This window comes from Bacillus sp. 165 (assembly GCF_017742235.1).
In the GTDB taxonomy this organism is placed as follows: domain Bacteria; phylum Bacillota; class Bacilli; order Bacillales; family Bacillaceae_G; genus JAGHKQ01.
Genome location: NZ_JAGHKQ010000024.1, coordinates 1 through 15,374, shown reverse-complemented (window position 1 = coordinate 15,374; position 15,374 = coordinate 1). Strand labels below are relative to the sequence as shown.

Annotated in this window: 15 protein-coding genes; 1 reads left to right on the top strand and 14 read right to left on the bottom strand. The window is 39.6% G+C overall.

The genetic code is table 11. From position 1 onward, the window contains the following. Window positions 1-91 precede the first annotated feature (91 nt). From J7Q84_RS17765 to J7Q84_RS17740, 6 genes are all read right to left on the bottom strand, one after another. Window positions 92-265, bottom strand: a complete 174-nt coding sequence (locus tag J7Q84_RS17765; RefSeq protein WP_209096517.1) for an SDR family NAD(P)-dependent oxidoreductase — start codon at window positions 263-265, stop codon at window positions 92-94. A gap of 67 nt (window positions 266-332) precedes the next feature. Then, entirely contained in the window at window positions 333-1,310 is a 978-nt protein-coding gene (locus J7Q84_RS17760; protein ID WP_209096516.1) for an SDR family oxidoreductase, read from the bottom strand. Then, complete coding sequence (locus J7Q84_RS17755; RefSeq protein WP_209096515.1) at window positions 1,307-2,233, bottom strand: bile acid:sodium symporter family protein; 927 nt, start codon at window positions 2,231-2,233, stop codon at window positions 1,307-1,309. Before J7Q84_RS17755 ends, J7Q84_RS17760 begins: the two co-directional genes overlap by 4 nt. Beyond that, window positions 2,233-3,981 carry a thiamine pyrophosphate-binding protein gene (locus tag J7Q84_RS17750; protein ID WP_209096514.1) on the bottom strand — a complete coding sequence of 583 codons (1,749 nt, stop codon included), beginning with the start codon at window positions 3,979-3,981 and terminating at the stop codon, window positions 2,233-2,235. Before J7Q84_RS17750 ends, J7Q84_RS17755 begins: the two co-directional genes overlap by 1 nt. Before the next feature lie 103 nt (window positions 3,982-4,084). Continuing rightward, window positions 4,085-5,263, bottom strand: coding sequence for an iron-containing alcohol dehydrogenase (locus J7Q84_RS17745; protein ID WP_209096513.1), 1,179 nt, complete (start codon window positions 5,261-5,263; stop codon window positions 4,085-4,087). A 40-nt stretch (window positions 5,264-5,303) separates the two neighbouring features. Then, window positions 5,304-6,023, bottom strand: a complete 720-nt coding sequence (locus tag J7Q84_RS17740) for a GntR family transcriptional regulator (protein ID WP_209096512.1) — start codon at window positions 6,021-6,023, stop codon at window positions 5,304-5,306. 300 nt (window positions 6,024-6,323) lie between these two features. Between J7Q84_RS17740 and J7Q84_RS17735 the strand changes: the two genes are divergently transcribed. Next, on the top strand, window positions 6,324-7,706 hold the full coding sequence (locus tag J7Q84_RS17735; RefSeq protein ID WP_209096510.1) for a hypothetical protein: 1,383 nt from the start codon (window positions 6,324-6,326) through the stop codon (window positions 7,704-7,706). Window positions 7,707-7,976: 270 nt separating this feature from the next. On the opposite strand, the gene J7Q84_RS17730 is transcribed toward J7Q84_RS17735, so the two are convergent. From J7Q84_RS17730 to J7Q84_RS17695, 8 genes are all read right to left on the bottom strand, one after another. After that, window positions 7,977-8,126 carry an Imm53 family immunity protein gene (locus J7Q84_RS17730; protein ID WP_348519876.1) on the bottom strand — a complete coding sequence of 50 codons (150 nt, stop codon included), beginning with the start codon at window positions 8,124-8,126 and terminating at the stop codon, window positions 7,977-7,979. A 49-nt stretch (window positions 8,127-8,175) separates the two neighbouring features. Further along, complete coding sequence (locus tag J7Q84_RS17725) at window positions 8,176-8,412, bottom strand: hypothetical protein (protein ID WP_209096506.1); 237 nt, start codon at window positions 8,410-8,412, stop codon at window positions 8,176-8,178. Window positions 8,413-8,521: 109 nt separating this feature from the next. Then, complete coding sequence (locus tag J7Q84_RS17720; RefSeq protein WP_247739349.1) at window positions 8,522-9,046, bottom strand: hypothetical protein; 525 nt, start codon at window positions 9,044-9,046, stop codon at window positions 8,522-8,524. Window positions 9,047-9,640: 594 nt separating this feature from the next. Beyond that, window positions 9,641-10,036 carry a hypothetical protein gene (locus tag J7Q84_RS17715; RefSeq protein ID WP_209096504.1) on the bottom strand — a complete coding sequence of 132 codons (396 nt, stop codon included), beginning with the start codon at window positions 10,034-10,036 and terminating at the stop codon, window positions 9,641-9,643. An 18-nt stretch (window positions 10,037-10,054) separates the two neighbouring features. After that, the gene (locus J7Q84_RS17710; protein ID WP_209096502.1) at window positions 10,055-11,437 is read right to left on the bottom strand and encodes a sensor histidine kinase; all 1,383 of its coding nucleotides are present in this window, start codon (window positions 11,435-11,437) and stop codon (window positions 10,055-10,057) included. Beyond that, the gene (locus tag J7Q84_RS17705) at window positions 11,437-12,105 is read right to left on the bottom strand and encodes a response regulator transcription factor (RefSeq protein ID WP_209096500.1); all 669 of its coding nucleotides are present in this window, start codon (window positions 12,103-12,105) and stop codon (window positions 11,437-11,439) included. Before J7Q84_RS17705 ends, J7Q84_RS17710 begins: the two co-directional genes overlap by 1 nt. A 45-nt stretch (window positions 12,106-12,150) precedes the next feature. Continuing rightward, window positions 12,151-14,271, bottom strand: a complete 2,121-nt coding sequence (locus tag J7Q84_RS17700; RefSeq protein WP_209096498.1) for an MMPL family transporter — start codon at window positions 14,269-14,271, stop codon at window positions 12,151-12,153. Between the two features lie 437 nt (window positions 14,272-14,708). Next, on the bottom strand, window positions 14,709-14,879 hold the full coding sequence (locus J7Q84_RS17695) for a hypothetical protein (RefSeq protein WP_209096496.1): 171 nt from the start codon (window positions 14,877-14,879) through the stop codon (window positions 14,709-14,711). Window positions 14,880-15,374: the final 495 nt, after the last annotated feature.

The window sequence follows — 15,374 nt, the reverse complement described above, 5'->3', positions numbered from 1 at the left end:
TATCCACTTCTATAATCATGAACGGTCACAAAAACGACTCAACCGTTGTTCCCCTGTAAAATACAGGTTAACAACGGTTGCTTAGTCGGTCTTATTTAAATGTGTCTACTTGACAGGGGTAAGTCCACGTTTGCAGTCTTTCGAGATTTATATCTATCGCAATAATCGTCGCTCCTTTTGTGCCAAAAGCCAAACAAAGCTCAGTTCCTAAACCACCTGCTGCCCCTGTTATTAAGACTTTTTTTCCATTAAATGTACCTTTCAATGCAACCCCCTCCTTCTAAAGAAAAAGGCCAGTATATACTGACCTTTTTCTTTAATTTTCTATTTAATTACATGTGAGTGTGTTTATCGTTTCCTGGAAGTCTGTTTGCTAAGAAGAATTGAAATACTTCTTTAGACGTTAGCTGCGGTGTATAGCCGAAGCTCTGCTTCAATTTTTTGTTATCAAGCACAGGACGATAACGTAAGAAGTTTACTTGTTCTTCTCCATACTGAGTAAATGACAATCTTTTAAAAATAAAGAGAACTGCCTTTAATAACCAAGCTGGAATCCTCAATACAGGCTTTCGTAAAATGGAAGAGACCTCGTCAATTGTCAACGCTCCATCACCCGCAACATTGAATACTCCTGTTTTTGCTCCCTTAATACCTCGTATAAGACATTCCACAACATCCTGATCCCAAATAAAGACGAAGGGACTTTTGGAGCCAGCTATACCGATTAACATTCTCTTTTCGAATAAGGAAGTAATCTGATTGTTCGTGGAGTCACCAAGAATCGTGCCTACCCGAAAGATGACTTGCTCCAGCTCCGGATGTTTGTTCCGATAATCAATTAACAGCTCTTCCACAAGACGCTTATGATAAGAATAAGCAAACTCTTCGTTTCCTCGTATTGGATGATCTTCCTCAATCCATTCTGCATTATCGGGATGATAGCCATAAGCAGCCCCGCTTGATGTAAGAACGATTCGTTTCACCTTATTTTCTACACAAGCCTTCAATACATTTTCTGTACCGAGAACATCCACCGAATATTCAAACTGACGATCACTCTTTTTTCCCGGTGTTACAATGGATGCAAGATGAACGACGGTTTCGATATTATATTGCTTCATCACCTCATTCATCTCTGTTGAGCGAACATCTGCGTTTACATATACAATAGCAGGATCCTTTATAGCAGGCTCTCTAATATCCGCTGCGACAATATTCCATTTTTCGTCTGCTTCTCGGTTTAACTCAACTAATTTTTTTAAAAGGTTGCTCCCAAGATAACCCGCTGCTCCAGTAATCAATAGATTCATACATGTAACTCCTCAATAACAGGTTTAACTTTTGACTGCTTGCGCGACCAAAACGTGGCAAGTGACAAACCGGATACTAAATGCCAGACTCCCCACCAAGCAGCTACAATAGCCATGCCGCCCAGTCCATCAAAAAAGTTAAAAATAAGAATTAACCCTAATCCAGAATTTTGTATGCCCACCTCAATGGCAATCGCACGGCGATCAGCTTCTGGAAGTTTAAATAGTTTGGCAGAAAAATATCCTGAAAGAATCGCAATAAGATTTTGCAAGAATACGACAACAACAACCATACCAACAAATTGAACAAAATAGGTAAAGTTAGCTGCTAGAGTCCCGATAAGAAACAGGATAAAGAATATGATTGAAAAGTATTTCATTCCTTTATTCATCTTTTTCGCGAAAGCTGGATATTTGTATTTTATAAGCATTCCGATAATGAGAGGTAGTCCAAGCATCATAAAGATGGAAACTAGCATATCTATCGGACTGATTGTAAAAGATCGCAGCAATGCATGGGTATCAGGATACAATGAACCCCAGAACATAACATTGACAGGTGTCATAAAGATAGCTATTACCGTAGAAACTGCCGACATCGTAATCGATAACGGTGTATTGCCCTTTGCTAAGTACGTAATAAAATTAGAAAGATTTCCACCTGGACAAGAAGCAACGAGAAATAATCCTAATGCAATACTTGGTCTCGGTTGAACCGCCATTACTAATAAATACGACAGCGCAGGAAATACAAGAAATTGACCAATAAGCCCAATAAGAATTGGTTTTGGGGTTGTAAATGTGCGTTTGAAATCGGCAATCCGTAAATCTAAGGCTACACCAAGCATAATGAATGCAATTGCAATATTCATGATTGTCAGTGTAGTAGGATTAAAGTTAAGTTGCACTTGATCGATACTCATTATTTACCCTTAGGCTCTTGATGCATATCTTTGAAATATTTTAACCCCGGTGCCCACATATGCTTTACTGGATCAACATCCACATGAATAACTGAGCATCTTCCCGTGCTTAACGCCCGTTCTAATGCAGGCTTCAGGTCTTTCGCATCATTTACATATTCTCCATGTGCCCCCATGCTTTCTGCTAATTTATCAAATTGGATTTCTCCCAAATCTGCATTAATGGTTTCTTCAGGACTTAAAGATTTTTTTAACAATGTTTTAATTGGCTTCAATGCAAATTGCTGATTCATTTTCACCATTCCCCATTGTCGATCGCACATTACAATAAAAATGACTTGCAGATCGTTTCGTACAGCTGTTTCTATTTCCTGCGGCTGGAAGCCCATTGCTCCGTCACCAATAATACAGCAAACCGGTAAATTCGGATTTGCAGCAGCAGCACCAAGCGCCTGTCCAATTCCTGCACCCAGCATACCAAATTTATAGGTTGAAAGGACGGAACCCGGTTTTTCCAAGTGATAGTAAAAATTAGACCAAATCACGGTATTCCCGCCATCTAATACTTTAATTGCATCTTTTGGAAATACTTCCTGACAAATGGAAGGCACATGAGCAGGATTCATCGGAACTGTATATTCTTCTAATTGTTGATCAAGCTTTTCCCGGTGCTTTTGTTTATCAGCAATGATTTTTTCAATTTTAGCTTTACGGTTTTCTATCGAAATCTCACTTCTTCTTGTTTGCAATTTATTATATAGCTGCGTTAAAAAGGTTTTTACATCAGCTTGAATAGCAACTTCTGCTGGTTTATTTGCTCCTAAAATACTTGGGTCAATGTCGACTTGAATCATTTTTTGGTTGGCATTCCAATAAGGAGCTTTCCCCCACCAATCTGTTTCCCCAAGTCTAGAACCAAGAACAAGAACAACATCTGCTTCATTTCTTGCTTTGTTGTTTGTCCCAATATGAATCATAGGAATCGTTAATGGATTGCTCTCTCGTACTACCCCGCGAGCTGCCCAGCTCGTTGTAATCATAGATTGCAATAGTTCAGAAACCATTTCGAGCTCTTCGTATGCACGTGCATGCACTACTCCGCTCCCGGCATGAATAAGAGGAAACTCTGCATTGATCAGTAAATCTACTGCACGATCTAATTGTTGTTCAGAAGCACCTGGCATCTCTGTCACACGATATTGATGTGGCTCCCAAAAAGATAGATCACATTTTACTTTCGTATTTAATATATTTTCAGGAATGTCAATATGGACAACCCCAGGTCTTCCTTCATAGCACTTTCTTAAAGCTGTTCTCAGCATCTCCGGAATTCGATCAAAGGAAGGAACCGCTTCGCTCCATTTCGCAATTTTAGAAATAACGCCAACCTGATCAAAGCATTGATACGTACCGCCTCGATCTGGATACATAATCCCTGTTCTTCTTGAGCTTGTAATCACAAGCACTCTATTCCCTTCCCCTTCTTCCACCACTAGACCAGGCAAAATATTAGCTACACCAGGGCCGTTACTTGCCATACATACCCCAAGCTTACCCGTTACACGCGCATATGCCCCCGCCATATGAGCCGCACTTGTTTCATGTCTTGGTGTGATCAATTCAATTCCATATTTTTGCAAATTGGAATAAAACCCAAAATAAGTACCATCAATAATTCCGAAAACCTTATCAACACTTTCAACACTAAGCATTTTAGCGATTACTTCGCCGCCAGACATTTCTCTCATACGTTCCCTCCTGCTACCCCTTAAGGTAATATAATGGATACCCTTAAATAAAACGCTTTTATTTTACTGATTAATTTAATTATTCTGAAATCTAATGTTATATTTAGACAACTGCATACTTCTGTAATTCTAACCATAAATTTTTATATATTTTTTCTACATCTTTTTCTGTCGGGATTTTCTGATTCGTTACTATGCCGTTTCCAGATAAAGCATCCTCTACTAAAGTCGGCAGTGCTTCCTCCAAACGAGCGGCGTTATCAATATACGATAACCCTGTCTCCCATATATGAAAGGTCGAGTTGTATTGTTGTATATACCTTACAAGATTTCTCGCTAAATCTGCTTCACTTCCACCTGCGATGCCCATAGCTTGTGCAATTTTTGCATATCGTTCCTCGGATGCTTCCAATCCATACTCGATCACAAAAGGCAGCAATAACGCAACACATATACCATGAGGAATATGAAACCTTGCACCGAGCGGTCTTGCAGCTGCATGTGCTAGATTCGTAGACGAGTTAGAAAAAGCGATTCCCGCATAGCAGCTTCCTAGCAGCATTTTCTCTCTTGCCCCGATATCATTTCCATCTTCATAAGCTCTAGGTAATGCTTCAGCAATCATTCGGATTGCTTCTAGTGCATAATGATCACTCATTGTAGTAGCTCGCGTTGAAACATATGCTTCTATAGCATGCGCTAGGGCATCGAGCCCTGTAGAAGCTGTAATCTCTTTTGGCAAACTAACTGTTAACTGCGGGTCAAGAATTGCTGCATCTGGAATCAGACTGGGATGACCGGGATTCTTTTTCACCCCGTTCTCAGCATCCGTTATCACCATTACTTTAGTCGCTTCAGACCCTGTTCCGGCTGTTGTGGGAACAGCAATAAGCGGAACCCTCTCTACTATTTTCATTGTGGCGATATCATCTAAGCTGCAATCTTTATGTATAGCAAATACCGAGATTGCTTTAGCTAAATCAATTACGCTTCCTCCACCAATCGCGACAATGCAATCCGCTTTGCATGCATGTATTTCAGCTAATGCCTCTTGCAAATGCTTGCTCGTAGGCTCTCCTTTTACATGAGAAAAAAACGTTGCTTGTATACCATGTTTTTTCAGGTTCTCTTCAAGCTGAGAACGCAGCGTCCCGCTTTGCAGCAAAGAGCCTGTCACGACAAATACATGAGTTGCATGATGTTTTGCTGCTGTTTCTCCTATTTTTTGTACGCTGCCGCAGCCAAGGTGAATGACCCTTGGCAAACATAATGAACTACTCATTTCTTTATTCCTCCCATATGCGTCATAATTACGAAATGAGCTATTTATTTCGTTTTGTTTTAATACGAAACACATACATATCTGGACGAAAATAACTTATGTAATACTCAATCGGCTTCCTTTTAGCATCTGTAATGAGCCGCTCTAAACTTAATACGCTGGAACCGGCTGGAACATCAAGATGCAGGGCATCTTCTGCAGAAACTTCTTTGCAGGAAATAAATTGCTCTGCTTCTATCAGATCAATGCCCAAATTATTTTCAAGCAAATCATAGATGGTCGTTGTCTCCAAATTATAGTTTGCTAGCTGTAAACCAATTTCTTTCGCATAAAAATGCCGTTCAATTGCAATTGGAGCCGAATCCGCTGTCCGAAGTCGTTCAATCGTATACACTGTTTCGGTATTTAAGAGTTCCGAGATATAGTTTACCTCTGAAGCAATACCGCTGTTCAAGAGCTTGGACCCTGGTCTCATTCCCATCCTTTTCACTGTATCTGTTAAACTATTTAAAGAATCGAGCCATTCGTGTACAGGCGGTGTTTGAGAAATAAACGTCCCCTTACCATGAACCTTTTCTAAAACTCCCTCTTGAACAAGATGAGAAATTGCCTCACGAACTGTAGTCCTGCTGACAGAAAATCGATCCATTAAATCTCTTTCACTTGGAATCTTATCCTTATAAATTCCTTTTTTTATATCAGACGCTATAACGCTCCTAAGCTGCAAATGTAAAGGAATCGGATTATTCGTATCAATCAATAAACATTCCTCCTTTATCATTTAAACTACTCATCACGACGTACGGACCAGTTAAATTGAACCAATAGCAACACTTTGAAAAATACTTGCTGTTTCTTAAGATAATTATAATAAGAAGTATTTTACTGAGCAATATATTTTTCAGAAAATTTTTTAAATTGATTATTTTCTGATATAAAGTATTTCTAGCATTACATAATTTTGATTCCTATTTAAATAATAAACCCACACTTGAATCACCCAAATTAGGCAAATGCATATATTACTAATCAATATACAGCCTAAAAAGGAGTGACAATAATGCATGTAGATTTAACAACCCTGCACTGGATATACGTTACATTTATAGGAATTATCATCTTGTTCTTAATCCTAAGACGTGACACTAGTCTAGTCTGCTTAGCAGGTATCTTTCTTCTTGGCCTTGTAGCAACTGAATCACTAGCCAGCTCAGTCAGTATTTTATTTTCTAGCTTCATCTACGCCATAACCGAATTACTCTCCACAATTCTAGTAATCTCGATCATCGTTTCTATGAGTCAAGCATTAACAGAAAGCGGAGTGCATCAAGCGCTCATCAGTCCGTTTACGAAAGTGATGAAAAACGCTACACTGGCTTACTGGACAATTGGGATAGTCATGATGATTGTGTCGTGGTTTTTCTGGCCTTCTCCCGCTGTAGCATTAATTGGAGCAGTATTATTGCCAGTAGCACTACGTGTAGGGTTACCAGCATTAGGTGTCGCAATGGCCATGAACTTATTCGGACACGGCATCGCACTTTCTAGTGATTTTGTCATTCAAGGAGCTCCCAAATTAACGGCAGATGCAGCAGGAATTCCTGTTTCTGATGTGATTCAAGCGAGTATTCCTCTAGTAATTGTCATGGGCGTTGTAACAACTGTTGTTGCCTTTTATTTCTTAAAACGTGATATGAAAAAAGGAATTTTAAAAGCAGACGTAACTGAAAACCAATCCAAAACGGAAACATATCTACTGTCCTCTACACAACAAAAATGGATGGCCGCTCTTGTGTTCATTTTGTTTGCAGTAGATATTTGGGCAATGGTTCACTTCAACTTACAAGGCGGGGATGCAACAGCATTAATCGGAGGTACTTCACTCATCATCCTTTCCATTCTATCCATGCTAGGACATAAATCTAAAGGATTTGAAGAAGTAACAAATTATTTAATTCATGGCTTTAAATTCGGATTCCGCGTATTCGGCCCCGTCATTCCAATCGCAGCCTTCTTTTATCTCGGTGACAGCGGATTTACCGCCATTATTGGGGATTACCTGCCAAAAGGATCGAATGGAATTGTAAATGATTTAGGCTTTGCCCTTGCCCATGCAGTACCCGTAAACTCTAGCGTAGCAGGAGTAACGTTAACGGCGGTTGGTGCAATTACAGGCTTGGACGGATCCGGCTTCTCAGGAATTTCACTTGCTGGATCAGTTGCTTCTTTATTCGCCGTGGCCATAGGACATGGTGTCGCCACCCTGACTGCAATGGGTCAAATCGCCGCCATTTGGGTAGGCGGTGGAACATTAATCCCTTGGGCGTTAATTCCTGCGGCTGCGATTTGTAATGTGGATCCGTTTGAATTGGCTAGACGAAACTTGTTCCCAGTGGTGATTGGGTTGGTTGTGACTACGATTGTGGCTATTTTCTTACTATAAGGTTTATAAAAGAAGCTGAACACAAGGTGTTCAGCTTTCTTTTTCGTTCACACATTAGAGGTTTGTATGAATTTTTGTATTCTCACGAACAAGCATACACCTCTATATCCCCACAAAAAAGCAACCACATCATATGTCGATTTGGTTGCTGAATTATTGACTTGTTCTTTCACTTATAGAACGCTTGATAACGTAGTACAAAAAGCCTGAGTCTCTAACGCAGGCGACATAATCAGGATTATCGGTAGTTGTAAATTAGCAAAGGGGTAATTATATTTCCACCCATCTTTTAAAGCCCTCTAATATCTCCTCTAAATTTGTTGATCCACCTGCACCCGCAAACTGTCTTTTCTCTTTTTCAATTGAAACTCTACACTGAATCCAAGCAAGTAAACTCATAAATACCTCCTTTTTAGCTATCCTAAGAGATTCTATTAACCTAGCCCCACTTATCTTAAGTTACAGATATTTATTCGCAAAACCGTTGTAATTCTCTAGCAGTATGAGTAACGGTATTTTCCTCTGTATCAAATAAAGATAATTGACTTCCTACTTCTGACCAATAATATTCACCATAATAATTTTCTTCTTCCACTTCATCATGTATCCATGCAAATATTGAAAATGTATATATTCCATCATTTATCTTAATAATTTCTGCCTTATAGAGTTTGTTTTTAGTGAAAAGTTCCTTTATTACCTTCATTTTAATCCCCTATTTTCAAGTCTACTTACCATAATTGGCGAAAGCGGACGTAAACAAATGTATTTTACTTAAAATCAGCACTTCTTAGTTCAACAAATAAAACAACCCTTTATTTAAAAAAGGAAAGGTGTTTAGCAAGCTCTGGATTCAATTCTTCAAATTTATAGCTATAATGTCTTTTGTTATTGAATCCAACAAAATCTATTCCAATGCAAGGTTCTATATCCCCATCTACAATATTTGAATCAATAAAACTCAAATGCTTTAATTTTGGAATTTCTTTAATAAATTTCAAATTTTGTATGTCTCCACAACGAGCAAAAATAAGAGTTTCCAACTCTCTTAAGCAACTAACATAGCTATGATTTTTTATCTTGCTACAATTATCAAACTCAATCCATTTCAAAGTTGTTGAGTTTTTTTCAACCTCATCAATATACTCAAGATTTCTTAAATCATTTACTTCCAGTTTAGTTAGCTTAGAAAATGCATGACTTCCCTTTAATGAATTAAGATTTCCTTGTATTATCTTTAATTCTTCAAGCTTTGTTAGCGATATTAGTTCTTCAAGATTCTTTTCTTTCGGTTTGTATTTCCAAATTGAAAGTTTCCTTAAGCGTTTTAAATTTTTCAATGTATATAGCCCCGAAAAAATCTGTAATATACGGACTACCGATAGATAAGTCTTCTATTTGAGGGCAATCCTTGAGAAATTTAATATCCGCCGGCTCGTATGTAAGGCTGTTAATATAGACACTTTTAAAGTTATATGTATTAATGAAATCAACGTATTCGTCGATTTTGTTTCCGTGAATTTGCACAGTATCATCTATGACTAGAAACTTCTTTTTATTCATATGTAACTAACCTTTATATAAGATTAATTTATATACATCTTACCAAATAAATTGACCTTCAACAGGCTTTCGTATTGAACTAAACCACGCCGATAATTGAATATCCATTTTTAAAATGTTATCACACAAATCCTTTCAAGAGAGCTCATGTAGGAGAAAATTGACAACTTAGTTAACACCTCAAACTAGCAACCTCTTTACTCTGTCATGATTATTGTTCTATGGATAATTGAGCTGCCAATCAACGTGAAAATTTATTACAAAACCAAATACAAACCCTGATACAACAATAAATAAAGCAGGTCTAATTCACTGGTGAATTAGACCTGCTTATCATGCTATTTGTAATTTTATATCACCGAGAGTAGGTCTTATGCCGCTCTTTTTTCCACCATGAATGTAATTACCACAAATAATAAAAATGCCAACAGAAGCAAGGTACCGCCAACAATAAAAAACACAATAATCACTGATTCATTTAGTTGAAAGGGATTTAGGTTGTACATCCACATACCCGAAGTTAGTCCGAGTGCCCCTACCATTCCAAAAATACTATGAATCGCTACTAGCTTTTTGTATTTTATCGTATATACTTTATAGAAAATTCCCCATGCGAATACGGAAAGCCATCCTACTAATAAAATATGTGTATGAATCGGCTTTAGGGCATAATCCATTTGACCAGCCATATGCGACCCCATAAAAGTTCCGATGATACCAAAAATTGCAGCAAATCGAATTAACCGCAAACTCCAAGTTTGTTCCATTCTCTATTCCCCCAATAGTTACTTTTCTATAGAAGGAAGGGTGATCGTGAAGATAGCCCCCTTCCCTTCTTTACTTTCCACGACGACTTTTCCCTTATGCAGATTAATGATCTGTTTGACAATGGAGAGCCCGAGACCGGTACCTCCCTTTTTCCTCGCTGAATCGACACGGTAAAATCGGTCAAAAATTTGCTCCATATCCTTTTGGGACATTCCGATGCCAGTATCCTTAAAGGTAATTATAAGCTCTGTCTCTTTTTCATCCAATCCTATCCAAATGCTGTCTCCTTGTCTGCTATACTTGATGGCGTTGGTCATGAGGTTATCCCATACATTCGTCATCAGTTCTGAATCGTATTTGAATACACACGGAATGAGATTGTACGAAACCTCTATGCCCTTTTCCTCAATGAGCCATTGATATCTGCGTATGACCTGTTTGATCTGTTCATCTACTCGGACTTCTGAAATCTTCATGGGGTAAGCCTTTTGATCCAGCGATGTCATTATTAATAGTTGTTTTGTCAAATGGGAAAGTCGTATTGATTCCTCATCTATGATCTCCAGATACTGGCCACGTTCTTCCTCGGACACGTCTGACTTCAATAGCTCGGCATAGCCCTTAATATTCATCAGAGGTGACTGAAAGTCATGAGACACATTACTAATGAAGGATTTTCGGGCTTCATCATTATGCTGCAATTGCCGTTGCATGGTGGTGAAGCTTTCGGCCAGCTGCCCGATTTCATCCCGGCGTGTGATCGTCAAGTCATAGTTGAAATTCTCACGAGTCAACTCCCTTGTGGCTTCAGTCAGTTGGGTAATGGGCTTAATCAAATGTTTGGCAAACCAAATCATCCCGATAATGCTTATTACTGCAACCGCTAAAATAAACCATACGAGAATCATGTGAATATCAGAAAAAAGCAGTTTGTTGTTGGGGCGCATGAACAACGCATATTCTTGACCATCGGAAGTAAACGGTACCCCGACGGTATTACGAACATCATTAGAAAAGTGGCCCATCATAAAAGGATGTTTGGAATCATCACTCATTCCGTGATAGATTTCCTTTTCGTCCAATACCTTCATAGCTTCCGGAGAAAGCTCGGTCTTCGAGAAATCCTCCCCAAAATACTGCTTTTTCCCTTCCTTATCGATTAAGAGCACCTGATATCCCAGCTTCCCTATCGATTCTAAATATGGCGCCAGAGCAGATCGGTGACCATGCATTCCCTCTATGCTCGAAACGATTTCTTCTGCAATTACGACGTTCTGACGATCAATCTTCTGCTTGGTTGTGGTCATATATATCCAGTTGATAAGGATGAAGCCGGTGATGACACTGATGGTCAGGATTAAGAGTGTAGCCGCAACAAATTTCCGGTAAAGTGTCCTCATTACAAAACCTCCAGCTTATAACCAATCCCTCTCACAGTCTGAACTTCTACAGTCGCCTCATATTTCTTTAGGCGATCTCGAATGCGATTGATGTGGGTATTCAGGGTTTGTTCACTTCCTTCATATTCACTTCCCCAAATCTGTTCAATCAATAAGGCACGCGGTGCAATCCTTTGAATGCGTGAGGCAAGGATACTCAATATTTCAAACTCTTTTAACGGAAAAAGGATGGTTTCTTGATTGATCATCACCTCAAAGTTGTTTCGATCCAGCACCACATTCCCTACCTTGATTACTGTTTCCATTGCCCGTTTCACCCGCCTCAGGACAACAGCTACACGATATAACAGCTCTTTTACCTCAAAAGGCTTCACGATATAATCTTCCGATCCGGACAAAAAGCCCTTTTCCTTATCATCCAACTGGCCCTTGGCCGTGAGCAGAATTACCGGAATATCATAATCCTCTGATAGTATCTTTGTCAGTTCAAATCCATTCATTCCCGGCATCATCACATCGACCACCGCTAAATCAACAGTCATCCCTTCTAATACCTTCAATGCTTCCTCTCCATGATTCGCTTTAATGACCTGATATCCCTTGCGGCTTAAATGGATGGAGACTAGCTTTTGAATATTGACATCATCATCAACAACCAGAATTTTCATGAATCAACCTCCTATCAGTAAATACGGGATTCCCTCGTATTTCTACTATTGACTATTATGAGAGGTTTGATGATCCTTTTCAAATGCCATTATCAAGGTTGGCAGCAATACTCCCCTCACCAAGAAGGTATCCATAAGGATCCCAATCGCTACAATGAATCCAAATATGAATAGATCAGCAATCGGCATTGTGGTCAGGGCTGCAAAGGTCGCAGCCAGGATGATACCTGCGGATGATATGACTCCACCGGTATTCGTCATAGCTATTTCAAGAGCTTTCTTGACACCATGGTTCTTCCTTTCCTCCATAAACCGGGATACAAGGATGATATTATAATCAACCCCCAACGCTACGAGGAAGATGAATGCATATACAGGTACCCGGGTACTAAGGGCATCAAAACCGAACAACACATCCACCAGAAAGCTTCCAAGCCCCAATGCAGAGACATATGATAGCAAGATCGTCCCCACCATATATAACGGCATCCTAATGGAACGCGTAAGAGCCACTAAGAGACCCAAAATAAGGACTGTTTCGAGAATCACGATGGTCACGATATCTTTATTATTTACCGCCCTCTCATCCACCAGCTTTGCTGTTACTCCTCCATAATACGCTTCACCGTCGATAGAGAGATCCCGGAGCATTTCAGGCGTCGATTCCCTTAGCTCTTCCATAAAGTCTATGGCCTCTTTAGAATAAGGATTCATGGATAAAGTAACACTTAATTTCACTGCTTTCTTATCCTCTGTTTGTCCTCCTGTACGAACCGATGCAATTTCGTCAAACTTCTCCAATTCTGATTTGATTTCATCCGTCTGTTCTTGTGTTAGAGTCTCATCGCTTTCAATGAGTAATGTAAAAGGGGCAAGCTCTCCCTTATCAAAACGTGATTCCACAATCTCATATCCGACACGGGATGGTAAATCTTCTGGAAATTTCTTCACTGTATCAAACTCAAAATCAATATTCATCACATTGATTCCCGTCAGCACCAAGAAAATTCCTATCAATCCACCACTGAGCCATGGTTTTCTCACCACAAACTTTGCAATTGATCCCCAAAAAGCGTGTTTCATGCCTTTTTTCTCACCGTATTTCGGTACCTTCGGCCAAAACGACTTCCGTCCAAATAGAGTGAATAGCGCCGGTACAAGCGTTATGGACGCAAGCATAATAAAGAACATGGCTAATCCAAATACCGGGGCAAAGTTCTGATAATCACGGAAATCAGCTAAGAATAAGATCAACATGGCCACCATCACGGTACCACCAGCGAAAAACACAGGCTCTCCTGTGGCACGCATGGCGCTCTTCATGGCATCATATTTGCTCTCAACTTGGTAGAGTCCTTCACGGTAACGTGAAAACACAAATAATGAATAATCAATAACAGCTGCGAAGAGCAGGATACTCATGATCGACGTCGTCGAGTTATTGATTTCCAATCCGGCAGCCCCCATCAGAGCCACACTCTGATTCACTACCTGATAGACGATGATCGTTGCCAGGAGAGGAATGAACGCAAGCAGAGGCGAACGGTATATAACAATCAACAACACCAATACGATCACTATTGTCGCTATCAATAAAGTGACATCCGCCTGTTCAAACAGTTTTGTCGCATCCCCCGCAATTCCCGCAGGACCAGTAATATAGAATTCCATGTGGTCGAATGTATCTGCAATCTCATTACCGATTTCCGACGCCTTGTCGTTGATTTCTGAATAATCTTTACTTCCAAGCCCTTTTTCCAATTCCATCGGCACAATCACCGTAGATCCATCTTTGGAGATAAACCCTTCCAAAGCTTGGGGCGGAAGCTTGCTGATATCAACGATACGATCGATTCCCTTAATATCTTCAGCCATGATTCCTTTTAGAATCTCATTGACCTCATCTAACTTGATGTCACCTGAATCATTATGAAAAACAAGGATACCAGGAGTCCCTTGCTCATTCGGAAATAATTCTTCTATTTTATCCTCAGCGATTATCGACGCTGCTTCATCAGGGAGTGATTGAAAGTTACTCACTTTATAGTCGCCAATTTTGGGTCCAGCACTTAAACCTACCATCAGTACTATCCAAAAAATGATAGTGAGCCACATCCCCCTCTTTGTCGATACCCAGTCTGTAATTGGGTTCAGCAATCTTCTCATTTTATTTCCTCCTTCATGTTATTCGGTTCAAATTATAACCCTCTAACATAAACTTAATATCAATTTTTGTTTACAGAAGTGCGCTAGAAAAGAAGATATAAGATCGTATCCCCACTGATCAGGGAAAAACTCCGTGGTTTTGGGCCAAAGATTAAAGAATTGTAAAAACTTATAAAAAGGGGTGAGTAGCTTCAGAAAAGGAAGTGGAATAACTGTCTGTAGTTCTCTCATTACGTTACGAAAAGGAGAGTGCTGTTCTGAGAAGCACGGACTGATGCATCCCCCCTCCTCAAAAGCCCGAGCGTCTGACAAGACCCTAAGGAGGAGAAGATTAAGAAAGAAAATAGGAAGGAGATGATACACTTCAACAAGATGTTGGCTCCTTTTTTCGTGATCTGTCCGATAAAAAAGACACCTTCCCATGAAGGCGTCATATGCTACAATCTAGGTCTATCGTTTCGAGCATTGTCAAGTCGCGTAGAAGCCTCATTCATTTCTTGATTTAACGACTTTTCAGGTGTGCCTGATTTATACTTTCTCTGTATATAAAAAGCGCTGATGAGACACATAGCAAAAACTCCCCAAAAGATGAGTCCAAATAATGTCATGGAACCCCCCTTTCCGTTCTTATTATAGTTTAATATATCCACCAAACTCTGATGCTGCTCGTTTTTATTTACTCTAAAAGATAGGTTAAGCCATAATAACTATCACTGTCTTAACATTCAATACAATGTCCTTGCCTACAAATTCAGCTTCATTTGTTTTTCTTCTGCAGATTTCTTTTCTACACTCGTGATGAGGACATACCCAAAAATTAATGCAGCAATACGATATACATCTGTATACAGGATCAAGGAGCTGATATAGTGTATTGGTACGATATTTAGTTTTAGTGTAACAAAAGGGTATAAAGCGACATACCGTGCTGGGGCCCCTATGAATACTAATTTCTCTACTTGAAAAGACCAGCTTCCTGGACTTACCCCTGTCAAGTAGACACATTTAAATAAGACCGACTAAGCAACCGTTGTTAACCTGTATTTTACAGGGGAACAACGGTTGAGTCGTTTTTGTGACCGTTCATGATTATAGAAGTGGAT